This is a genomic window from Streptomyces sp. NPDC037083, from assembly GCF_055606485.1.
On record NZ_JBVJSQ010000001.1, the window covers coordinates 844,022 to 866,656 of the forward strand.

20 protein-coding genes and 1 riboswitch are annotated in these 22,635 nt (G+C 72.1%); of the genes, 13 read left to right on the forward strand and 7 right to left on the reverse strand.

Annotated elements, in window-relative coordinates:
* Window positions 1-6: 6 nt before the first annotated feature.
* Window positions 7-393: a winged helix-turn-helix transcriptional regulator gene (locus ACZ7DE_RS03905; protein ID WP_470757564.1), complete on the reverse strand. Its 387-nt coding sequence runs from the start codon at window positions 391-393 to the stop codon at window positions 7-9.
* A gap of 97 nt (window positions 394-490) precedes the next feature.
* Here ACZ7DE_RS03905 and ACZ7DE_RS03910 point away from each other — a divergent pair, with 97 nt between their 5' ends.
* From ACZ7DE_RS03910 to ACZ7DE_RS03925, 4 genes are all read left to right on the forward strand, one after another.
* Window positions 491-1,345, forward strand: a complete 855-nt coding sequence (locus tag ACZ7DE_RS03910) for an SDR family oxidoreductase (RefSeq protein ID WP_470757566.1) — start codon at window positions 491-493, stop codon at window positions 1,343-1,345.
* Window positions 1,346-1,475: 130 nt separating this feature from the next.
* Window positions 1,476-2,537, forward strand: coding sequence for an EamA family transporter RarD (gene rarD, locus ACZ7DE_RS03915; RefSeq protein WP_470757568.1), 1,062 nt, complete (start codon window positions 1,476-1,478; stop codon window positions 2,535-2,537).
* Window positions 2,538-2,644: 107 nt separating this feature from the next.
* A complete protein-coding gene (locus ACZ7DE_RS03920) occupies window positions 2,645-3,130 on the forward strand; it encodes a VOC family protein (protein WP_470757570.1) in 486 nt (161 codons plus the stop codon).
* Between the two features lie 242 nt (window positions 3,131-3,372).
* On the forward strand, window positions 3,373-4,326 hold the full coding sequence (locus ACZ7DE_RS03925; protein WP_470757572.1) for a M28 family metallopeptidase: 954 nt from the start codon (window positions 3,373-3,375) through the stop codon (window positions 4,324-4,326).
* Window positions 4,327-4,466: 140 nt separating this feature from the next.
* Here ACZ7DE_RS03925 and ACZ7DE_RS03930 read toward each other — a convergent pair whose 3' ends face one another.
* On the reverse strand, window positions 4,467-5,984 hold the full coding sequence (locus ACZ7DE_RS03930) for a tetratricopeptide repeat protein (protein ID WP_470757574.1): 1,518 nt from the start codon (window positions 5,982-5,984) through the stop codon (window positions 4,467-4,469).
* A 216-nt stretch (window positions 5,985-6,200) separates the two neighbouring features.
* Here ACZ7DE_RS03930 and ACZ7DE_RS03935 point away from each other — a divergent pair, with 216 nt between their 5' ends.
* The 3 genes from ACZ7DE_RS03935 to ACZ7DE_RS03945 are packed head-to-tail and all read left to right on the forward strand — an operon-like array spanning window position 6,201 to window position 8,682.
* Window positions 6,201-6,725 carry a DUF6668 family protein gene (locus ACZ7DE_RS03935; protein WP_470757576.1) on the forward strand — a complete coding sequence of 175 codons (525 nt, stop codon included), beginning with the start codon at window positions 6,201-6,203 and terminating at the stop codon, window positions 6,723-6,725.
* Between the two features lie 41 nt (window positions 6,726-6,766).
* On the forward strand, window positions 6,767-7,999 hold the full coding sequence (locus ACZ7DE_RS03940; protein ID WP_470757578.1) for an amidase: 1,233 nt from the start codon (window positions 6,767-6,769) through the stop codon (window positions 7,997-7,999).
* Between the two features lie 47 nt (window positions 8,000-8,046).
* Complete coding sequence (locus ACZ7DE_RS03945; protein ID WP_470757580.1) at window positions 8,047-8,682, forward strand: flavodoxin family protein; 636 nt, start codon at window positions 8,047-8,049, stop codon at window positions 8,680-8,682.
* Between the two features lie 15 nt (window positions 8,683-8,697).
* Here ACZ7DE_RS03945 and ACZ7DE_RS03950 read toward each other — a convergent pair whose 3' ends face one another.
* From ACZ7DE_RS03950 to ACZ7DE_RS03965, 4 genes are all read right to left on the reverse strand, one after another.
* Entirely contained in the window at window positions 8,698-9,576 is an 879-nt protein-coding gene (locus tag ACZ7DE_RS03950) for an ABC transporter permease (protein WP_470757582.1), read from the reverse strand.
* Between the two features lie 166 nt (window positions 9,577-9,742).
* Window positions 9,743-10,693: an ABC transporter ATP-binding protein gene (locus ACZ7DE_RS03955; protein WP_470757584.1), complete on the reverse strand. Its 951-nt coding sequence runs from the start codon at window positions 10,691-10,693 to the stop codon at window positions 9,743-9,745.
* Window positions 10,694-10,778: 85 nt separating this feature from the next.
* Window positions 10,779-12,032, reverse strand: a complete 1,254-nt coding sequence (locus tag ACZ7DE_RS03960) for a LolA family protein (RefSeq protein ID WP_470757586.1) — start codon at window positions 12,030-12,032, stop codon at window positions 10,779-10,781.
* A 421-nt stretch (window positions 12,033-12,453) separates the two neighbouring features.
* On the reverse strand, window positions 12,454-13,464 hold the full coding sequence (locus ACZ7DE_RS03965; RefSeq protein ID WP_470757588.1) for a polyprenyl synthetase family protein: 1,011 nt from the start codon (window positions 13,462-13,464) through the stop codon (window positions 12,454-12,456).
* Window positions 13,465-14,392: 928 nt separating this feature from the next.
* Window positions 14,393-14,593, forward strand: a riboswitch (cyclic di-AMP (ydaO/yuaA leader).
* Window positions 14,594-14,596: 3 nt separating this feature from the next.
* On the opposite strand from ACZ7DE_RS03965, the gene ACZ7DE_RS03970 reads away from it, so the two are divergent.
* Window positions 14,597-15,076 carry a transglycosylase SLT domain-containing protein gene (locus ACZ7DE_RS03970; protein WP_470757590.1) on the forward strand — a complete coding sequence of 160 codons (480 nt, stop codon included), beginning with the start codon at window positions 14,597-14,599 and terminating at the stop codon, window positions 15,074-15,076.
* Between the two features lie 24 nt (window positions 15,077-15,100).
* Here the strand turns inward: ACZ7DE_RS03970 and ACZ7DE_RS03975 are convergent, their stop codons facing one another.
* Window positions 15,101-15,925 (reverse strand): HAD family hydrolase, encoded by an 825-nt coding sequence (locus ACZ7DE_RS03975; RefSeq protein WP_470757592.1) that lies wholly within the window; start codon window positions 15,923-15,925, stop codon window positions 15,101-15,103.
* A 290-nt stretch (window positions 15,926-16,215) separates the two neighbouring features.
* On the opposite strand from ACZ7DE_RS03975, the gene ACZ7DE_RS03980 reads away from it, so the two are divergent.
* From ACZ7DE_RS03980 to ACZ7DE_RS04000, 5 genes are all read left to right on the forward strand, one after another.
* Complete coding sequence (locus tag ACZ7DE_RS03980) at window positions 16,216-17,280, forward strand: GNAT family N-acetyltransferase (RefSeq protein ID WP_470757594.1); 1,065 nt, start codon at window positions 16,216-16,218, stop codon at window positions 17,278-17,280.
* 161 nt (window positions 17,281-17,441) lie between these two features.
* Window positions 17,442-18,866, forward strand: a complete 1,425-nt coding sequence (locus tag ACZ7DE_RS03985) for a glycosyltransferase family 2 protein (protein WP_470757597.1) — start codon at window positions 17,442-17,444, stop codon at window positions 18,864-18,866.
* Window positions 18,867-19,072: 206 nt separating this feature from the next.
* On the forward strand, window positions 19,073-19,828 hold the full coding sequence (locus tag ACZ7DE_RS03990; RefSeq protein WP_470757599.1) for a polysaccharide deacetylase family protein: 756 nt from the start codon (window positions 19,073-19,075) through the stop codon (window positions 19,826-19,828).
* Window positions 19,829-19,930: 102 nt separating this feature from the next.
* A complete protein-coding gene (locus ACZ7DE_RS03995; protein WP_470757601.1) occupies window positions 19,931-21,838 on the forward strand; it encodes a hypothetical protein in 1,908 nt (635 codons plus the stop codon).
* 260 nt (window positions 21,839-22,098) lie between these two features.
* Window positions 22,099-22,596 (forward strand): hypothetical protein, encoded by a 498-nt coding sequence (locus tag ACZ7DE_RS04000; RefSeq protein WP_470757603.1) that lies wholly within the window; start codon window positions 22,099-22,101, stop codon window positions 22,594-22,596.
* Window positions 22,597-22,635: the final 39 nt, after the last annotated feature.

The following is a 22,635-nucleotide window of genomic DNA, read 5'->3' on the forward strand; positions in this document are numbered from 1 at the left end:
GAACGGCTAGCGGGCCCGGGAACCTGGTTCCCGGGCCTCGTCGTATGCGCGGCGGGCCTTCTCGACGTCGGTCATGCGGTCCTGCGTCCATCCCGCCAGCGCACGCACCTGTTCGGCCGCCTCGCGGCCCAGTTCGGTGAGGGAGTAGTCGACGCGGGGCGGGATCACCGGCTTGGCGTCGCGGTGGACGAGGCCGTCCCGCTCCAGGGTCTGCAGGGTCTGGGTCAGCATCTTCTCGCTGACCCGCCCGATCGCCCGGCGCAGTTCGCTGAAGCGGTACGGGCGGTCGAGGAGGTGGATCAGCACGAGAACGCCCCAGCGGCTGGTGACGTGCTCGAGGACCAGTCGATGGGGGCACATGGTCTCGTCGACCCTCGGGATGCTTACTGACATGCCAGTACCTTACTTCAAAGTGGGTACTTTCGCAGAGTTAGCGCTCGCCCTACGGTTAGTGCCAGACCCGCTGACCCCCCCTAGGAGTTCCTGAGCCATGAGCATCGTCGTCACCGGAGCCACCGGACACCTCGGCCGCCACGTCGTCGAGCAGCTGCTGGAGAAGGTCCCGGCGGACCAGATCACCGCCGTCGTACGGGACGAGGCCAAGGCCGCCGACTTCGCGGCCCGCGGCGTGCGGCTCGCCGTCGCCGACTACAACGCCCCCGAGACCTTCGGCAGCCTGTTCGCCCCGGGCGACAAGGTCCTGCTGATCTCGGGCAACGAGTTCGACAAGGGCCGCCCGGCACAGCACCGGGTCGTGATCGACGCGGCGAAGGCGGCCGGGGTCGCGCTCCTCGCGTACACCAGCGCGCCGGGCACGCTGAGCGCGGCGCTGGCGGACGACCACCGCGCCACCGAGAAGGCGCTGGTCGACTCCGGTCTGCCGTACACGCTGCTGCGCAACGGCTGGTACCACGAGAACTACACCGAGAACCTGGCCCCGGTGCTGGAGCACCACGCCGTCGTCGCGGCGGCCGGTGAGGGCAGGGTCTCCTCCGCCCCCCGCGCCGACTACGCGGCCGCCGCCGTCGCCGTGCTGACCGGCGAGGGGCACGAGAACAAGACGTACGAGCTGGGCGGCGACGAGGCGTGGAGCTTCGCGGAGTACGCCGCGGAGCTGAGCAGGCAGACCGGCAAGGAGATCGTCTACAACTCCGTGTCCACCGAGGCGCTCACCGGCATCCTGACCGGCGCCGGGCTCCCCGGGCCGCTCGCCGCGATCCTGGCCGGCGTGGACGCGTCCATCGAGAAGGGCGAGCTGGTCGTCTCCAGCGGCGACCTGTCCCGGCTGGCCGGGCGCCCCACCGCGCCGATGGCCGACTCGATAGCGGCCGCGCTCAAGGGCTGACGCTCCCCCGGGAGGCCGTCGAACAGCCACCACCCCCGCCTGTCATGACCGTATGGCGATACGGGCATGACAGACGGGGGTGCTCGGCGTTACCTTCGTCCACGCATGCCGGAAGCGAGAGGGAGGGCCCATGGCCGGGACGTCGAGGAGTGAGGGTCGGATAGGCCTGCTGAACGGCTTCGCGGCTTACGGGATGTGGGGCCTGGTGCCCCTCTTCTGGCCGCTGCTCAAGCCGGCCGGGGCCACCGAGATCCTCGCCCACCGCATGGTCTGGTCCCTCGCCTTCGTCGCCGTCGCGCTGCTCGTCGTCCGGCGCTGGGCATGGGCCGGCGAGCTGCTGCGGCAGCCGCGCCGGCTGGCCCTCGTGGTGATCGCCGCGGCCGTCATCACCGTGAACTGGGGCGTCTACATCTGGGCCGTGAACAGCGGCCACGTCGTCGAGGCCTCCCTCGGATACTTCATCAACCCGCTGGTCACCATCGCCATGGGCGTACTGATCCTGAAGGAGCGGCTTCGGCCCGTGCAGTGGGCGGCGGTCGGGATCGGTCTCGCGGCGGTGCTGGTGCTGACCGTCGGCTTCGGCCGGCCGCCGTGGATCTCCCTCTGCCTGGCCTTCTCCTTCGCCACCTACGGGCTGGTGAAGAAGAAGGTCAACCTCGGCGGGGTCGAGTCGCTGGCCGCCGAGACCGCCGTCCAGTTCCTGCCCGCCCTCGGCTACCTGCTGTGGCTGTCCTCGCACGGCGACGCCACCTTCACGACCGAGGGCGCCGGACACGCGGCGCTGCTGGCCTCCACGGGCATCGTCACCGCACTCCCCCTCGTCTGCTTCGGCGCGGCGGCGATCCGCGTGCCGCTGTCCACGCTGGGCCTGCTGCAGTACATGGCGCCGGTCTTCCAGTTCCTGCTCGGCGTCCTCTACTTCGGCGAGGACATGCCGCCCGAGCGCTGGGCCGGGTTCGCGCTGGTGTGGCTGGCACTGGTGCTGCTCACCGGGGACGCGCTGCGCACCTCGCGGCGCACGGTCCGGACGCCGGCCGCCGCGATGCTCGGCGGGATCGATGGGATCGACGAGATCGACGGCGTTGACGGCACCGGTCGTAACGGGATCGCGGAGACGGCGGCTTCCGTCACGTCGGTCGCACCCGGGGTCCCCGCGCCTGAGGCCGAGGTCCCTCCCCTCGCCAAGCCGTAGGCCGCGGTCACCCAGGGACCCCCGGCGGCCGCCGGAGTTCGCGACGGACCGCGCCGATTGCGGCGCATGAGAGGCCGACGCGGTCCCGGGCTGCTAGAAGTGGCTGCATGACCGAGACATCCGCAGGATCAGACGCGGCGCCCGCGCCCGTGCACTGGAAGCTCGTCGTCGACGCCGCCGACCCGCATGCGCAGGCCGACTTCTGGGCGGCCGCGCTGCACTACGAGGTCGAGGACAACAGCGCGCTGATCGAGCGGCTGCTGGGGCTCGGGGCGCTGCCGGGCGCGGCGACGCTGGAGTTCCACGGCCGCCCGGCCTTCCGGGACCTGATCGCCGTACGCCACCCCGCCGACCCGTACGACCCCGACAGCGGGACCGGTCTGGGACGGCGGCTGCTGTTCCAGCGGGTGCCCGAGGCGAAGACGGTGAAGAACCGGCTGCATCTCGACCTGCACCCCGGCGCGGAACGACGGACCGACGAGGTCGAGCGGCTGAACGGGCTGGGCGCGACTGTGCTGCGGGAGGTGAAGGAGCCGTCCGGAGCCTGGACGGTGATGGCGGATCCCGAGGGGAACGAGTTCTGCGTGCACTAGGACCCGTCCGGGGAGACGGGGTCGGCGACGGCGTGCGGGGAGAGGGGGAAGCGCTTCGGGGAGGGCCCATCCCGGGCCCCTGGGGAAGCGGCGCCCGTATGGCCGGCTCTGTCCGGTATCTGAATCCGACGGCCGGTTGCCGCTCTTGACGCGGAGTCAGTGGCGAGTTCACCATCCTGGAACCCCATTCACCGTGGGATCGCCGTGATCCGGTGATTCCCGAGGCATTCGGAGCCCCCCACATGAAGCTCCCCGCTTCCCGGCGCACGGCGGTCGCCGGCGCCGTCTCGGTTGTCATGCTCCTGACTGGTGGATCGATAGCGGGAGCGGCCCCCGCGCCCCGGTCCGCCGCGCTCGCCGCCGCCCCCGACATCCCCTTGGCCAACGTCAAGGCGCACCTGACCCAGCTGCAGTCCATCGCCACCGCCAACGGCGGCAACCGCGCCCACGGCCGGGCCGGCTACAAGGCCTCGCTCGACTACGTGAAGGCCAAGCTGGACGCCGCCGGATACACCACCGCCATCCAGCAGTTCACCTCGTCCGGCCGCACCGGCTACAACCTGGTCGCCGACTGGCCCGGCGGCGACGTCAACCAGGTCGTCATGGCCGGCTCCCACCTGGACTCGGTGACCTCGGGAGCCGGGATCAACGACAACGGCTCGGGCTCGGCGGCCGTGCTCGAGACGGCCCTCGCCGTGTCCCGGGCCGGGTACCAGCCCACCAAGCATCTGCGGTTCGCGTGGTGGGGAGCGGAGGAGCTGGGTCTGGTCGGTTCGCGGTACTACGTCAACAACCTCTCGTCCGCGAACCGTTCGCGCATCAGCGGCTACCTGAACTTCGACATGATCGGCTCGCCGAACCCCGGCTACTTCGTCTACGACGACGACCCGACCATCGAGAAGACCTTCAAGGACTACTTCACCGGCCTGGGCGTCTCGACGGAGATCGAGACCGAGGGCGACGGCCGCTCCGACCACGCCCCCTTCAAGAACGCGGGCGTCCCGGTGGGCGGCTTGTTCAGCGGCGCCGACTACGTCAAGACGGCGGCGCAGGCGGCCAAGTGGGGCGGCACGGCCGGACAGGCCTTCGACCGCTGCTACCACTCCTCCTGCGACACCACCGCCAACATCAACGACACCGCCCTGAACCGCAACGCGGACGCCGTCGCGCACGCGGTCTGGACGCTGTCCTCCTGATCGAGCCGACGGGCCGACCGCCGACGGAGCGGCGGGAGACGGGCGGCGGGCGACGGGTGCCCCTGTCTCCCGCGTCCCCGTACCCGTCTCCCGTCTCCCGTCCCCCTCCTGCGGCCGTCATCCGCCTGGTCGTGAGCTCGCTACGCGCCTGCCTTGCGGGCGCGTTCGGCCAGGCGGAGCATCCGCGCGCGGGCCGACTCCAGTTGTTCGACGTCGTCGGCGGCCGGACCCTCCTCGGTGGTGAGCTCCGTCCACAGGCCGAGGAGTTCGGTCCCCAGGTTCAGCCCCTGCAAGGGGTCGCGCACGGCACGCCAGGCCGCCGTCGCGCTCTGGACGTTGCCGTACGCGGCTTCCGCGTCCCGGGCCCGGCGGTGGATGCGGGCCAGGTCCAGGGAGACGTGGAAGGCGCGCAGCGGGTCGCCTCCCAAGTAGGCGATGTATGCCATGAGTTCGCGCAGCCGGAGCACTTCTGGGTGCTCCGGTCCCAACGTCCCGGACGCCTCAAGCACGGTGCGCTCCGCGAGCCCGGCCGCGGCGTCTATACGGCCCGCCCGCACGGCCTCGTTGATCTGTGCCATCGGCTCCCCGAGGAGCGCGGGGACGCCGCCGACGCCGTGAAGGGTCCGGGGGTCGTCCCCGAGCACCGCCTCCGCGACCGCGTCGAAACCGCGGGCGGGGGTGGGCTTGGAGTCGGGATCGGGATCGGAGGCCGAGGCGGAGACGAACTCGTCGGGGAGGAGGGGAGTGGGAGCAGGGGGTGCGGGGGCCACGGCGGCGGGAGGAATCGGGAGCGGGGTCGGAGTCGGAATCGGGGGTGCGGCGGGGGCGGTGTCGGGGACGGCGTCGTGAATGGCGTCTGGGCTCGGCTGCTCGTCCATCGCCGGGGGCGGGCCGAACACTCCTGTGGGCGCGGTGACGGTGCCGAGGGGCGGGACGTCGTCCTGGACGGCGGGCTCCTGCGCCGACGGCTGTGACTCTGCCGATGTCTGCGGGTGCGGCTCCGTCGACGACTGCGTCTGCGGCTCTGCCCGCGTCGGCTCCGACGTCGGCACCCGTGACGCTTCCGGTGACGACGCCGGTGCCGGTGCGGGCTTCCGCTCCGTCTCCGGCTCGGGCACCGCGCGCAGGGGGAACGTCGGGGCCGCGTCCCGTACCGGCTCGGCCACCGGGCGCAGGAAGTGCGTGGGCTTGTCGTCGCGGGGTAGGGCGGGCCGTTCCCCGTCCGAGGGCGCGGGAGCGGGCGCGGGCGCGGGGGCGGGCGCGGACGCAGCGGAGGAGGGTGAGGCGTGGACGGTGGCGGGGGGTGCGGCAAGGTGAGTTCCGTGCTGCTCCGACGCCTTCGCCGGCACCGCCGTCGTCCGCAGGGGTTCTGCCGTGAAGTGGCTGGAACCGTCGGGCTCCACGCGCAGGGGGACGACGTACCCGATGCGTTCGTCGTGGACCGAGGCGAGGACCGCGTGTCCGGTGGCGAGGGCGATGCGGTGGAGGTGGCTCAGCACGGCGCGCTGGATCTCCTCGCCCTCGGCCGCCACGACCGGTACGCCGCCTATGGTCGCCGTCCCGCCCCCACGGACGTGGACGTCCAGCGGCGCCACCACGACGGCCGGGCGGCCGGGGTGCTTCTGTTCCCGCTTCTTCTCGCGGCTGAGTCGAGACATCGGTTCCTCACTCGGATGCGCCGTCACGATCCGGTCGTCCAGGTCCGTGTACGCGTACACGTACTGTTGAGTCTCTCCGAGCGCTCCCGGTCCTCACGTCACCGCGACGTCACAGCATCGTTCCAGGAACCGACGCCATACTCCCGGGGCCACCCCGGGAATCACCAGGATCAGGGACGTCCCGGAGGAACGGCGACGACTGGGAGGGACACGGGGATGGGGACGACGGACGGGCTGCGGGGGCCGGAGATCTGGATCCGCGGGCCGGTGGCCGCACCGGAACCGGCGTCGGCGCCGACGCCGTACGCGTCCGCCGTCACGCCTCGCCGCTTCTCGTGGGTGGCCACGCACGGCGGGGCCGGCAGCTCCACGCTCGCCACGGTCTACGGCGGCCACGACAGCGGCCGCAACTGGCCCGGCGCCGGTGATCCGCCGTCCGTGCTGCTGGTCGCCCGTACTCATGCGGCCGGACTGGAGTCCGTGCTGCGGACCCTGGAGGTCTTCCGGCGCGGAGAGGCTCCGCAAGGACTCGACCTGGACGCCGTCGTCCTCGTGGCGGACGCGCCGGGCCGGCTGCCGCGGCCGCTCGCGCAGCGGGTCAGGTTCATCGAGTCCGTCGTCGACGTGTACCGGGTGCCGTGGGTGACCGACTGGCGTCTCGGCGACCTGGGCGGCAGCCCGCCACGGGAGACCGCGCCCCTGGTCCGGCTCACCGGAGCGGTGGGCGGGAGGGCGCACTGACGGGCGGCCCGGGGACAGGGGGCTCGCAGTGGCCCCCTGCTGTGGAGATCGCCGCGGCCGTGCGGGCGGGGCGGCTGCGGGCCGTGGACGTCGTCTCCGAGGCGCTGGTGCGGATCGCCCGGGCCGACGGTTTCCTGTGCGCCTTCGCCGAGGTGTGGGAGGAGCGGGCGCGGGCGTGGGCGCGTGAGGTCGACTTACGGGTCGCCGCGGGCAGGCAGCTGCCGCTGGCCGGTGTGCCGATCGGCGTGAAGGGGCGTCACGGGCTGCGTGCCGCGGGCCCGTTGGTCTCCGCGGGGTGCGTGCCCGTGGGCGTGACCTCGGTACCGGGACCCGGCACTCCCTGGCAGACCTGGGGTCTCGGCGCGCATGGCCGTACCGTCAATCCCTGGCGCGCCGACCGCACACCGGGCGGTTCCTCGGCCGGCTCGGCGGCAGCGGTGGCCGCCGGACTGGTCCCCATGGCGACCGGCAGCGACGGCGCGGGGTCGGTGCGCATCCCGGCCGCCTGGTGCGGCGTCACGGGTCTGAAGACCACGAGCGTACGGCCGCGGTCCGCCGGCCCCGCGGGGCGGACCGCGTCGCCCGACCGCACGGGGCTGGCGGCGGTCGGCGTGCTGGTGCGGCACGCGGTGGACGCCGAGGCGTACTGGCAGGTCATGGCCCCCGAGCGGGATCGTGCGCCGATCGACGAATCTGTCCGTGCACCGATGCGTGCACCGTTGCGTGCACCGGTTCGGGTTCCGGCTGCCGGCCCGCCCACCGCCGTCTTCTCCCCCGACCTCGGCTTCGCCGACCCCGACCCCGAGCCGCTCGCCCTCGCCCGTGACGCCGCCCGGCGCCTCGCCGACGCCGGTGTCGTACGGCTGCTTCCCCCCTCCGGGACGCCCTTGCGGCTGGAGGATCCCGCCCCGGCCTGGCTGGCTCTGCGCACCCCGGGCGCGGACGTCACCGCGGCCGAACGCCTGCGGGCGGTGAACGACCGCCTCCTGGACGGCTTCTTCTCCGGCGTCGATCTGCTGCTGACGCCCACCACCCCGAACGCGGCGCACGGCCACGAAGGCCCGGGCGACCGCTACTCGACGGCGCTCACCTGGGCGTTCAATCTGAGCGGGCACCCGGCGATCAGCATCCCGGCGGGGTTCGGCGCGGACGGCTGTCCGGTGGGGTTGCAGATGGTGGCCGCGCGGGGCGGGGAAGCCTCGCTGCTGGCAACGGCCCGAGCCGCGGAGAACGACCGGCCCACCGACCCGGCAGGTACTTGCGCACACATATAATGCAGACGCATACTACTTCGTACGTCAACCACCTGGGGGAGCGCATCATGACGCGTCGCAGTTTCCTGTTCGTACTGGGCAGCAGCCGACCGGACGGCAACACCGAGGCACTCGCCCGCGCGGCCGCCGAGCAGCTGCCCTCCGACGTGGAGCAGAAGTGGATCAGCCTGGCCCGGCACCCACTGCCCGACTTCGCGGACCTGCGGCACGACAGCGACCACGTCCGCCCGACCGAGGGCGACCCGGCGTTGCTGCTCGACGCCACGCTGGCCGCGACGGACATCGTGATCGCGTCCCCGCTGTACTGGTACTCGGTGTCCGCCCAGACCAAGCGCTACCTGGACCACTGGTCGGGCTGGCTGCGCATCCCGAGCCTCGACTTCAAGGCGACGCTCGCCGGGCGCACCCTCTGGGGCGTCACCGCGCTCGCGGCCGACCAGCCCGTGGTCGCCGATCCGCTCGTCGGCACGCTGCACAACTCGGCCGCCTACATGGGGATGCGCTTCGGCGGAGTGCTGCTCGGCAACGGCAGCAAGCCCGGGGACGTCCTGAAGGACACGGAGGCGCTGGCGAACGCGAAGACCTTCTTCGCACGGGAGGCCCCGTTGGCCCGTTTCCTGCACGAGACGGAGACCGAGACCGGGACCGAGAGGGAGAACGGGAACGAGAGCGAGACGGACTGAGGTCGGCCGGGCCGGCTACGCCGTGACGTCCTTCGTCGTGAAGCGCGCCCAGGCGGCCGATCCGAAGACTGCCGCGTAGAGGACCTGCAGGCCGAGGTTCTTCTGCAGGTCGTCCCAGTAGACCGGCTCGCGCATGAGGTCGGCGAAGGACAGCCAGTAGTGCGAGAAGAAGTACGGCTGCAGCGCGTGGAGCTGGGGGATCTGGTCGAGGATCTGGACCGTGATCAGCAGGCCCACGGTCGTGGCCATCGCCGCGATGCCGCTGCTCGTGAGCGTGGAGACGAACAGCCCGAGCGCCGCCACGCCGATCAGCGACGCGGCGACGACCAGGGCGATCAGCAGCGCCCGGAGCAGGCCGTCCGCGAAGTCGATCCGGGTGCCGGAGATCGTCGTCAGGTCGCCCAGCGGGAAGAGCAACGCCCCGACCGTCAGGGCCGAGAGCGCGACCACGAGCGTGGCCGCCAGACAGAAGGTCATGACGGTCGCGTACTTGGCGAGCAGCAGGCGGGTGCGGCCGGCCGGGGCGACCAGGAGGTAGCGGAGGGTGCCGGCGTTCGCCTCGCCCGCGATCGCGTCGCCCGCGATGACACCGATCGCCATCGGCAGGAAGAACGGCAGTGTCACCGCGAGCGCCGTGAAGACCAGGAACAGGCCGTTGTTGGTGACCTGCGAGATGAACGCGGGACCCGCGCCGCCGCCCCCGCCTCCACCGCCGCCGGCCGATGAGCCGTCGCTCGTCTCGATCTTCACGGCGATCCCGACCAGGACCGGCACGGCCGCCAGCACGGCCAGCAGCGCGAGGGTGCGCCAGCGTCGGAAGGTGGTCAGCAGTTCGCTGCGAAGAAGCCCGAAGGTCCACGTCCAGGCCCAACTCCCGTTGGCCTTCGTGGCCACCGTGGCGCCCCTGGTCCCCTTGACTCCATCGGTCCCATCGGCCGCCTCGGTCCCATACAACGCCTCGGTACTGTCCGTCCTGTCCGTCCCGTCGGCCTGCTTGCCCCTCGGCGTCGGCGAGGGGCCGGCGTGCGGGGTCGGGTTCCGGTCGTCCGTCGTCCCCGCTTCAGCCCGCGACATCGAACCCCTCCCCCGTGAGAGCCACGAACGCGTCCTCCAGAGAGGCCCGTTCGACGGTGAAGCCACGGACGCGGACGCCCGCCGTCACCAACGCGCTGTTCAGATCGGCCGGATCGCGACCCGGAGGCGGCGCCTCCGCGCTGACGCGGTCCTCGGCCACGACGACGTCGCCCGCTCCCTGTTCCTTCAGCACCCGGGCCGCGTCGGCGGCGTCCGGGGTCGTCACGACCAGCCTGCCGCGCGTTCCCGCCGCCAGTTCGCCCACCGGACCCTGGACGATCAGCCGCCCCTGCGCCATCACGGCCGCATGCGTGCACACCTGCTCGATCTCGTCGAGCAGGTGAGAGGAGAGGAAGACGGTCGTGCCCTCCGCGGCCAACTCCCGGACGAGGGAACGGATCTCACGCATGCCCTGCGGATCCAGTCCGTTGGTCGGCTCGTCGAGGACGAGCAGACGGCGCGGCCGGAGGAGGGCGGCGGCCAGACCCAGCCGCTGCTTCATGCCGAGCGAGTACGCCTTCGCCTTCTTGCCGGCGGCGGCCGTCAGCCCCACCCGTTCCAGGGTCGCCCCGACGCGCTCCCGCCGGGTGCGCGGGTCGGCGGTCGGGTCGGCGGCGTCGTAGCGGAGGAGGTTGTCACGGCCGGAGAGGAAGCCGTAGAGGGCGGGGCCCTCGATGAGGGCCCCGACGTGCGGCAGTACGGAGCGGGCGGCCCGCGGCATGGGTTGCCCCAGGACGCGGGCCGAGCCGGCCGTGGGCTCGATGAGCCCCATCAGCATGCGGATGGTGGTGGTCTTGCCGGAGCCGTTGGGACCGAGGAAGCCGAAGACGCTGCCCGCCGGGACGGTCAGGTCGAGACCGTCGACGGCGAGCTGTCCGCCCCGGTAGCGCTTGGTGAGGGCGCGCGTGCGGATGACGGCGTCGTCGTCATCGTCCATGGACTCCCTCACCGGCTCCCCCTCCACGCCCCTCGGCCCACAGGGCGCACGTCCTCGGCTGCGGCTCACTCCCGCTCCGCTGCGCTCACTTCGCCGCGTCGGCGGCCTTCACCAGGGCGTCCTTGGTGACCGCGCCGACGTAGACCTTGCCGTCGTCCGTGATCAGGGCGTTGATCAGGCGGGTGGAGAAGACGGTTCCGGAGCCGAACTTGCCGTTCACCTTGTCGCCGAAGGAGCCCAGGAAGCCACCGAGGTCGCCGCCGGCCTCGGCGCCCGAGGGCACGCCCTCGCCGCCGGTGTCGAAGGTGGCGACGGAGGTCCAGCCCTCGCCGATGACGTTGAGGCCCTCGGGACCGTCCGGGCCGCCGAGGCCCCCGGCGAAGTCGTCGGGCTCGCGCTGCCCGGGAGCCGGCCTGCTCCCCTCGTCGCCCTTGCCGCTCTCGTCGATCTCGTCGCCCTCGGTGACCTTCGCGCCCTTGGGGGCGGTGAAGTCGAAGGTGGACGCGGCGGGCTTGGCGAAGGTGACCTGGGTGAAGCCCGCGTCCACGACGGCGGCGCCGCCGCTCGCCGGGGTGAGCGTGAACTTCAGCGGCAGGCCCGTCTTCGCGTCCACGGCCACGCTGACCGCACCGACCGTGGAACCGGACTGCTTCGGCTTGACCAGCAGCTTGTAGGCGTCGCGGCCGGCGACCTGGACGGTGCCGTCGACGGTCACGGAGGTCGTGTCGTCGACCGCCTTGAGGGCGTCCTCGGTGAGGTCCTTGGGCGTGGCGGGAACGGGGGTCCGCGCCTTGTCGGAGCTCTCGTCGACGGTGGAGTGGTAGACCTCGTTGGATCCGCTGTCGTACCCCCACACGTTCTTGCCGTTGTGGATGACGCTGTACTCGGCGGCGTTCTCCAGCAGCGAGAGCTTCTGCTTGTCCGGGCCGTCGGCGGCGACGCGCAGGGTGTGCGTGCCGGAGGCCAGTTCGGTGAGCTTGGCGGAGGGGTCGGCGGACGAACCGTCATCGCCCTGGGCGACTCCGGAGAGGAGCCCGCTCTCCAGCCCGCCGAGGTCGGGCAGCCCGAGATCGGTGGTGATCTTCACCGTTCCGGACAGCTGCTGCACGTCCGAGGCGGCGATCTTGTCGAGGAGCTGCTGCGCGGTGATCTTCGGCAGGTCGGGATCGCCGGAGTCGGCGAGCGCCGGGACGAGCCCGATCGTCGCCGCCGCGACACCGATCACGGTGACCGGGACGACGTACCGCACGGCCTTGCGCCGCCCGGGACGCAGGTCGTCGACCTCCCCGCCGGCCGCCTCCCCGCCGGTGATGGTGTCGTCGGATGCCTTCGGTGCCATGTGTGCCTTACCTCCGTCGTCGGCGGCGGCTGGTCATCACGCTGCGTTTCCCCGCCCCAAGCCGCCATTCTCACCCGAATCGGTGAGGAGTGGTGTTTTCCGTAGTCACCATCTGACCAAATCGGCCACTCGGAAGCGTCAACCCGGGGACTCAACTCCGCGTACGCCTGCGGTATGACACGACCCGCCGAGACCGCCCCCTACCCGTAGGGGTGGCCGGTCCGCTCGATCGGCGGAGCGGAGGCGGCAGGCGCGAGGAAGGCTTCCGTCCGGCGACCCCCTGCGCCGGTCCGCCGGCCCGCCTGCCCGGCGGGCCGGCGCAGGGGCCGCGGCCGGGGCTCGACGCGCGGTACCGGACGTGACGGGGACGAGGGCGAGGGGTGGTGGGGGCGAGGAAGTGAGGGGTGGGGCGCGGGCCGGGTCAGCCGGCTCGGTGGACCACCGCGTCGCAGAGTTCCAGCAGCGCCGCCTTCGCGTCGCACTCCCGCAGCGGCGCCAGGGCAGCGCGAGCGTCCTCCGCGTACCGCACCGTGTCCCGGCGGGCCTGCTCCAGCGCCGGGTGGGCCCGGAGCGCCTCCAGGGCCTCGGCGAGCCGGGCGTCGTCGCTCAGGTCGGAGTCCAGCAGCTCGCACAGGGCGATGTCCTCGGGCAGCGACAGCCGCGCCGCCCTCTCCCGCAGCCGCAGCACGGGCAGCGTGGGAACGCCCTCGCGCAGATCCGTTCCGGGCGTCTTGCCGGACTCGTGCGAGTCGGAAGCGATGTCCAGGACGTCGTCCGCCAGCTGGAACGCGACGCCCAGCCGCTCGCCGTACTGCGTCAGGACGTCGACGACGGTCTCGTCGGCGCCCGACATCATCGCGCCGAACCGGCACGCCACCGCGACCAGCGAGCCGGTCTTGCCGCCGAGGACGTCGAGGTAGTGCTCGACCGGGTCGCGCCCGTCCGTGGGCCCCGCCGTCTCCAGGATCTGCCCGGTGACCAGCCGCTCGAACGCCTCCGCCTGCACCCGCACCGCCTCCGGTCCGAGGTCGGCCAGGATGTGCGAGGCGCGCGCGAAGAGGAAGTCTCCCGTGAGGACGGCGACGGAGTTCCCCCAGCGGGCGTTCGCGCTGGGCACCCCGCGCCGCACGGCGGCCTCGTCCATCACGTCGTCGTGGTACAGCGTGGCCAGGTGGGTCAGCTCCACCACGACGGCCGACGGCACGACACCCGGCGCGTAGGGGTCACCGAACTGCGAGGCGAGCACCACGAGCAGCGGCCGGAACCGCTTCCCGCCCGCCCGCACGAGGTGCTGGGCGGCCTCCGTGATGAAGGGAACCGCACTCTTGGTGGCCTCGAGCAAGCCTTCCTCGACAGCCGTCAATCCGGCCTGGACATCGGCTTCGAGAGCCTGGTCCCGCACGCTCAGCCCGAACGGCCCGACGACGGTCACGAGGGGTCTCCTGTCTGCTGGTGTCTACTGGCGATTACGCGGTTTGTCGATAGGTCGCTGCCCTCACTCAAGTCAGCGTATCCGGTCACGTTTCGATCACCGATAGCCCCCACGTCCCCCGAGCTCGAATGCACTCGCCCGGGAGGTGCCTCCGCCATGCCGGGCAGTACCGGATTACGCCCTCTAAGTTTCTGATCAGGCCATATGGGCAGACATCCATCGGATTACCCGAGGGTAGCGTTTCATGCCCCCCGCCACCCGCCGAGGCCGACCCGAACCCGGCAGCCCGCGGAACCGGCACCCGCCTGGCGGCGACACGCCGGACGGGACCCCCGTCGAAACCCGCGACACCTCCGTCGAAATCCAGGGCGCGCCCCCTGCCGGCGCCGACGGGACGCATGGGGAACGCGCCCGCATGCGGGCCGGCCGCCCCGAGGAGGGCGACCCCGAGGGGGTGACCCCAAGTGGGGGCGCATCTGAGCAGGCCACCCTGCGCCGCCGCCTCCCCGCGCCGCCTCCTTGCGACCTCTCCCCACACTCCCCCGCCCCCCGCGCCCCGCCGCTCCCGCCGCCGGGCGTGACGCCTGTCACGTAAGCGCCGGAGAAAAACAGGCCCCCGACGGCGGGCGCCGACCAACGACCCATCGACCGCCCATTGACTATGAGTTGGACCTAATGCCCGTTTCATCACTCTTGTGGACGCCGGTGACTTGGCTCACTTCACCGCACGGGCCGACCCCGGTCCGCCCTTCGCCGATCCTCCGCACCCCTCAAGCGAGTTGACGCTTTGCACCCACAAAGGATCAAGCACCCCATAGGCCACAGACCAAGGTCAATAGGGTGCATCTGTGAATTCGCTACTTGTTCCGGACATGTGCTCTCGCATACGTTCCCGGCCTGTCGGGCGGACGCCTAATCCTGCCGCCGCCCATGACACCCACCGAGAACGCACGGCAGGAGCGGGGGAACCAGGTAAGTCGCCGCGGCGGACGTTCCTGACGTCCTGGATTTTCAGGATGTCTCGGACAGTCCGTCACGGCTTGGGGTGAAGTCACGACCGTCAGGACGCGACCGGGCAGCTCCCGCCCGAACCCGACAGCTCACCTCGCAGGCGCCGGAGAGGAAATCCGTCATGTCCGCTGCTGCTCCCCGCCGCACCCGCACGTCCCGTCTCGCCCGCAAGCTCGCCGTCGCCGGCACCGGGATCGCCGTGCTGGCACTCCCGCTGATCGGCGCGACCAGCGCCTCCGCGGCGACCCCGACCGTCGCCACCGCCACCAGCCTCGGCTACTCCGACAACCTCGACGGTTGGATCCGCGCGTCCCTCCACGTCATGGCGCAGCACGGCATCCCGGGCACGTACGACGGCATCTACCGCAACGTCATCCGCGAGTCCTCGGGCAACCCCTACGCCATCAACCTGTGGGACTCCAACGCGGCCGCGGGCATCCCGTCCAAGGGGCTGCTGCAGGTCATCGACCCGACCTTCCGCGCCTACCACGTCGACGGCACGTCCTGGGACTCGTACGACCCGGTCGCGAACATCACCGCCGCCTGCAACTACGCGGCCGCGCGCTACGGCTCGATCGACAACGTGTTCGGCGCGTACTGACCGATCAGGCAGCGGCCCGCGGGCTCACGGGAACAGTCGCTCGAGGACGACGGCCACGCCGTCGTCCTCGTTCGACGTCGTGACCTCGTCGGCCACCGCCTTGAGCTCCGGATGCGCGTTCGCCATGGCGACCCCGCGCGCCGCCCAGTCGAACATCGGGATGTCGTTGGGCATGTCGCCGAAGGCGACGGTGTCCTCGGGCCGCAGCCCCAGGTGTTCGGCGGCCAGGGCCAGACCCGTCGCCTTGGTGATCCCGCAGGGCTGCAGTTCGACCGTTCCCGGCCCCGACATCGTGACGGTGGCGAGCGAGCCGACCACCGAGCGGGCGGTCGCCGCCAACTCGTCGTCGGACAGGAAGGGATGGCGCAGCAGCACCTTGCTGATGGGCTCGCACCACAGGTCGTCGCGCCGGCCGACGCGCAGGGCGGGCAGCGTCGGGTGCGGCATCCGGTAGCCCGGCTCGATGAGCGTCAGCCCGTCGACGCCGTCCTGGTCGACGGCCGCGTACAGCTGTCCGACCTCCGCCTCGATCTTGCCGAGCGCTGTCTCGGCCAGCTCCCGGTCCAGGGTGACCGACCACAGCAGACGATCCGCGCCGGCGTCGTACAACTGCGCGCCCTGTCCGCACACCGCGAGCCCCCTGCTGTGCAGACGGTCGAGCAGCGGCCGCACCCGGGGCGCGGGACGTCCGGTCACCACCAGGTGGCGTGCGCCGGCGGCCGCCACCCGCGCGAGCGCGTCGAGCGACCGGTCGGAGAAGGTGTCGTCGCCGCGGAGCAGCGTTCCGTCCAGGTCGGTGGCGATGAGCGAGTACGCGGTGCGCGCGGTATATGCGGTGGGTGCGGCCATGATCAGAGAATACGGATCCCGCGCCCCTCCGGTTCGACGCGGACCGAACAGCGGCCCGGTCCTGTCCGGTTCTGTCAACTCCCCTTCTGGGACTGACGTGCGGTGGTTGACGGCTTGCTCAAAGAATTGGCTTTCTGGCGCATCGCCGGGTAGCGGACGATTAAGGGCCTCTGCACCGGTTGGCAACAGCATGCGACGCTACCTACCGCGACGCCCCGATGGAGCGGTACCGTCCAAGTGTCCAGGGGGGACTTGATCGGGGGGTCAGGTTGAGCAGTGGGCGCATTCGCGTGCTGAGGCCGCAGGACCTCGGCGAGGGGGAGAGGGAGCGGTGGCGCGCGTTGCGTGCCGCCTCGACGCTTCCGCGAAACCCGTTCATGGAACCGGAGTTCACCGACGCGGTGGCCCTCGTACGGCCACGCACGCGTGTGGCGGTGGTGTACGAGGGACGGGAACCGGTCGGCTTCCTGCCCCACGAGCGCGGTCGGTTCGGCCAGGGCCAGGCTCTCGCGTACGGCGTCTCGGACGCGCAGGGCGCGGTGCTGGCGCCGGGTTACGGGCTGAACGCCGCCGAACTGATGCGGGCGTGCTCCCTGTCGAGCTTCGCCTTCGACAACCTGGAGGCGGAACAAGGGCTCTTCGTGCCGCACGCGGCCGCGGAGTACGCCTCCTACGTCATCGACGTGGAGAAGGGTTACGAGACCTACGAGTCCGTACTGCGCGCGCAGTCGCCGAAGTTCCTGAAGACGACGCTCGCCAAGGAACGCAGGCTCGGCAGGCAGGTTGGTGAGCTGCGGTTCGTCTTCGACGAGCGGGACCCGGCCGCGCTGCGCACGCTCATGGCGTGGAAGTCCGCGCAGTACCGCAGGACCGGCCGGCGGGACCGTTTCGCCCAGGAGTGGATCACCCGGCTCGTGGCCGCGCTCGCCGAGAGGCGCGCGCCGGAGTGCTCCGGCACCCTGTCCGTCCTCTACGCCGGCGACCGGCCCGTCGCCGCGCACTTCGGCCTGCGCTCCTCGGCCGTCCTCGCCTGCTGGTTCCCGGCGTACGACCCGGAGTTCGCGAAGTTCTCGCCCGGTCTGGTGCTGCATCTGCGGATGGCCGAGTCGGCCGCCGCCGAGGGCATCGGCCTGCTCGATCTGGGACGCGGTGCGGCCGAGTACAAGGACTCGCTGAAGACCGGGGAGCTACCCGTGTACGAGGGAGCGTGGACGCGTCCGGGGGTGGGCGCCGCCCTCTACTGGCTCAGCCGTGAACCGTCCCGCCGGGCGCACCATTTCGTGCGCAACCGGCCGAGGCTCGCCGCGGCGGCCGCACGGACCTTGAAGGGCGCGGGCCGACTGCGCCGGCGCTGACGCAGGTGGCCGCCGGTCAACACGTCGGCACAGGCCGACTTCGTCGGCGCAGTCGGCTCTGTCAGCCCGGCCGGTTCGTCAGCACGGCAGGCACGGTCAGCACGGCAGGCATGGCAGGCACGGTCAGCACGGCAGGCACGGTCATGAGACGAGGGGGGTTCATGTCCCGCGCAAGAGGTGCGCAGCAGGAGATCGAGAGGTTCCTCGGCATCCGGCCGGTGCAGATCGCCGAGCTGGAACTGGACGACGGTGGCGCGCTCAGACCTGGTCCGGGCAGCCCGCCCGTCACCCACGGCGAGGTGTTCGTGCTGGTCAGGAGGGGTGGCCGACCTGTCGGTACGTTCCTCGGGCAGGTACCGGAAGGCGCCGATCCGAGGACGGTCCTGCGGGAGCTGGCCGCTCGGAACGAAGCCTTCTCCGCGAGCGCCGCGGGCCCGGCCGACCTGCCCGGGCCGGCGCCCGTACCACTCGTCGACGTCGCCCCGCCCACGACCGCCCCGCCCACGAGTGTCTCCGCCCCCGCCGGCGTCGCCCCGCCCAGCACCGTTGCTCCGCCCACCACTGTCGTGCCGTTCACCACAGTCGTGCCGTTCACCACAGTCGTCGTCGCCACCCGCGAACGCGCCGACAAGCTCGCCCACGCCCTCGACTCGCTCCTCGCCCAGGACCATCCCGACTTCGAGATCCTCGTCGTCGACAACGCGCCCGTCACGGACGCGACCCGGAACCTGGTCGAGCGCAAGTACGCCGAGCGGGTGCGCTACATGTCCGAGCCGACGCCCGGTCTCGCCGTCGCGCACAACAAGGGCGTCCATGCGGCGTGCGGCGAGGTGGTCGCCTTCACCGACGACGACGTCGTGGCGGACCCGCGCTGGCTCACGGAACTCACCGCGCCCTTCGCGGCCGACCCGGGTCTCGGCTGCGCGACCGGCCTCATCCTTCCGGCCCGGCTGGGCACCCGGGCCCAGGTCCTCCTCGAGAGCCACGGCGGCTTCGCCAAGGGCTTCACGGCACGGACGTACGACCCGTACGACCCGCCCGCCGACGAGCCGCTGTTCCCCTTCACCGCGGGCCGCTTCGGCTCCGGCGCCAGCATGGCGTTCCGTACGGACGTGCTACGGGCGGTCGGCGGCTTCGACCCGGCGACGGGTGCGGGCACGCCCGCCCGGGGCGGCGACGACCTCTACGGGTTCGTCCGCGTCCTGGCGGAGGGGTACCGGCTGCACTACACCCCGAAGGCCCTGGTCTGGCACCACCACCGTGAGACCTGGCGGGACCTGGAGACCCAGGCGTACGGCTACGGCGCCGGCCTCACCGCCTACCTCACGGCGATCCTCGTCAACCGCCCCGGCCTGCTGCCCTCGTTCCTCGCCCGGCTGCCCCGGGGACTCGCCTACGCGCGCACCCTGACGGCGAGCCGGGAGGCGGGGGCGGAGGCAGGCGGGTCGACAGGGGCGCCCGGTGGGCACGACGACCGGACCCACGCCTGGCCCGGGCGGCTGTCCCGGCTCCAGCGACGCGGCATGCTCTACGGACCCGTGGGCTACCTGCGAGCCCGTCGCGCGCTGCGGAGGGCCGCACGATGACGGCGGGCACGCGCAGCGGCGCCGGTGACAACAGAGGCGGCGTCGGCGGTTCCGGCGGCGTCGACGGTGCGGGTGGCGCCGGGGGCGTTGGCCGCGCGGGGGGCTGGTGCGGCGGCGTTGGCCGCGTCGATGGTTCCGGCGGCGTCGACCGCGTCGGCGGTTCCGGCGGCGTCGACTGCATTCCCGTGTTCCTCTATCACGCCGTGATGGAGGATCCGCCCGACTGGATCGCCGAGTTCACCGTCAGCCCCCGGCAGTTCGGCGAGCATCTGCGCGCCGTCGTCGACAGCGGCCGTACGCCCGTCACGATCAGCGCGCTCGCCGACCACCTCGCGGGACGGGCGCCGCTGCCGTCCCGGCCGGTTCTGCTCACCTTCGACGACGGCTTCGCCGACCTGCCCGGTGCGACCGCCGAGGCGCTCGCCGGACGCGGACTGCCCGCCACTGCCTACCTCACCACCGGCGCCATCGTGCCGGGCGAACGCAGTCTGCTGCCGCCCGCGCCGATGATGACGCTGGAGCAGGCGGCGCGGCTGGAGCAGTGCGGCATGGAGATCGGCAGTCACACGGTCACCCACGCCCAGTTGGACGCCCTCGCGCCCCGGGCGCTGGCACACGAGCTGCGAGCCTCGCGCTCGGTCCTGGAGGACGCCCTCGGCCACCGCGTCCGGCATCTCGCCTACCCGCACGGCTACAACAGCGGCCGGGTGCGGCGCATGGCGGCCGCCGCGGGCTACGAGACGGCCACCGCAGTACGGCACGCCCTCAGTTCGGACCGCGACGAGTCCTACCGCATCGCCCGCCTCATCGTGCGCCGCGGCCACACGGTCGCCGACGTCGAGGGCTGGCTGGCGGGCTCCGGGGCCCGTGTCGCCCCGTATCGCGACGGGTTGAAGACGGTCGGCTGGCGGTGGTACCGCCGCGCCCGCGCCACCGTGTACGGTCCCGTGTTCGCCGGCTGAGGTTGTTTTGGTGTGAAAAGCAGACGTATTTCCTATACTTGGCCCGGGGGAGGGAGCCAGAGCGTGCAGCCACATGTGCCCGTACCGGCCACTCGGAGCAGCGTGCCGTCCGCTCCTGACCTGGACGCCGATGTCGACGCCGGCGCGGGGCTCGTCGGCCGTACAGGCGGCGGTGACCGCGGATCCTGGCGGCTTCGGCGCGCTTCACCGGACGCCGGTCTGCTGACCCTGCTGCTCGCCGCCGGGCTGTGGGTGTACTCGCTGCCCCGCATCGGCTTCCGGGAGATGGACGACTACGGCCTGCTGGACCGTCTCCCGGCCGCCTACTACCTGTCGTTGCTGGTCCTCACCGCGGGCTTCGTCCTCAGTCTGCGGCGCGCGGGCACCGCGCCCTGGTGGCCGGCCGCGCACTGCGCCGCACTGCTGTTCGCGCTCAAGGCGCCGCCCGCCGTGCTGTACGACGCCGTTCGCTACCCGTGGTCCTCCAAGCACGACGCCGTCGTCAGCACACTGCTCGCCAACGGTGAGCTGCGGCCGGGAGCCGGCCTGTCGGGCAACATGTCCGCGTACGACCAGTGGCCGGGCTTCTTCACGCTCAACGCGGGCCTGGTGCGCGCCTTCGACGTGGAGAGCGCAGCCGCGTACGCCAACTGGGCGCCGATCGTCTTCGGCCTGCTCATGATCCCGGTGCTGGTGCTGATCTACCGCACCTTCTGCGAGGACTGGCGACTGATCTGGACCGCCGTCTGGATCTTCGAACTCGCCAACTGGGTGGGCCAGGACTACTTCGCCCCCCAGGCGCTCGCCTACCTGCTGCATCTGACGGTCCTCGCCGTGGTGCTGCGGCACTTCGTGCGGCCGGGCTCCGCGGGACGGTTGCGGGACCGCACCTACCTCGACCCCGTGGCCGCCCCCGTCCCGCCGCCCACGGGGAACGGGCAGCGCGCGGTGTGCGTGGTGATCCTGGCCCCGCTGATCGCCGCGATCAACGCCACGCACCAGCTCACCCCGGTGATGCTCACCATCTGTCTGCTCGCCCTCAGCTTCACCCGCCGCTACCGCAACTACGGGCTGCTGATCGTCGCCGCGCTGCTGATGCTCACCTGGGACCTGACCATGGGGCGACCGCTGTTCGTGGAGACGCTCTCCACCGTCAGGAAGTCGCTCGGCGATCTGACGGAGAACTCGCGCGCGGGCTACGCCGGCCGGCTCACCGGTCCCGGTCCCGAACTCGCCGGCACCGCGAACGTGGTGATGGTGCTGGCGATCGCCGTCCTGGCCGGGACAGCCGTCGTGCTGCGGCGCAGGCTGACCCGCAGCGCACTGCCGCTGCTGCTGGTCTCCGCGGCCCCGGTGCCGTTGTTCGCCGTCAACGACTACGGCGGCGAGATGCTCTTCCGCGTCTATCTGTTCGCCCTGCCCGGTGCGGCCTTCTTCGCGGCCGCCGCGCTCGTGCCCGCCGTCGCGGGGACCCGTCGCACCAGGGCGCGGGTGCTGCGGCGCAGGGCCGCCGCCGTCGCCCTGCCGGGGGTCCTGCTGGCGCTGCTGGCCGGCTTCCTGCCGTCCTACTACGGCAAGGAGAGGATGTTCTACACACCGCCCGAGGAGACCGCGCTCGTCACCAAGACCCTCGACGACGCCCCCGACGGCTCGCTCATCCTCGCCACCAGCGGTTCCTTCCCGCAGGCGCTCCATCGCTACGACCGTCTCGATCACTGGTTCTTCGCCGAACAGGCGTTGCCCGAGAACGAGAAGATGCTGAAGGACCCGGCCGCCTACCTCGCCGCCGGGATCCCGCCCGGCACGAAGGCGTACGTCGTCCTCACCCGCACGCAGGACATCTACGCCGCCGGAGAGGGCCTGCTGCCGCCCGGCGGTTTCGCGACCCTGCGTTCGAAGCTGTCCGCCTCGCCGCTCTTCCGAACCGTGGAGAGCCATCCGTACGGGGTGGTTCTGGAGTACCGCCCGGCCACCACTGCGGGACGGCCACGACGAACGACCACAAGGTGATCGAAGTGACGAGCACAGACTCCGCGGGCATCGGCGACGACCACACCGGTCGCGACCCCGGGCCCAGCCAGGTCAGCAGCCACGTAACCCGCGGCGACCGGCACAGTGGCGGAGCCACGGGGCGTACGGGGAGTACAGGGGGCTCGGGGGGTACGGGGGGCTTCGCGGGGGGCGCAGTGGGCCCGGGGGGCACGGGAACAGGCGGTGGAGAGGCCGACGGCCGAGACGTCCGGGGCCACGAGGTCAGGGGCCATGAGGTCATGGACAACTCGGTCTCGTACAACTCAGGGGCGGACAACTCGGGGTTGGACGACTCGAACGTCCACGGCGCCGGAGAGGGCAGGGGCCTCGGGGGCGCCTCGACCGGCCTCAGACTCCTCGTCGCGGCCTGGGGCTGGCTCGCGCTCGCCGCCACCGTCGTTCCAGGCCCCTCTCCGCTGCGTTGGGCACCTGTGCTGCTGTTCGTCCTGTTCGGCCCGGGCTGTGCGGCGCTGTACCCGCAGCCGGGCGGGCTGGCCTCCGGCGCCCGGCTGGAGGCCGTCGCGCTCGCCGCGCCGATCAGCCTCTCGCTCGGTGTGCTCGCCGCCACCTCGCTGTTCCTGGTGGAGAGCTTCTCGTCGACCGCCTTCCTCGTCTCCCTCGCCGGGTTCACCACGGTGACCGCGGCCCTGCCGGGACTGCCGCTGCCCGCCGCGCGGCGGGGCGCGGTCGAGCGCACCAGAGTGAAACGCAGGCCCTTCGGCGGTAGTGGGACATGACGGGGCGACACCGGCTGCGCGGGCCACGCCGGCCGTCCG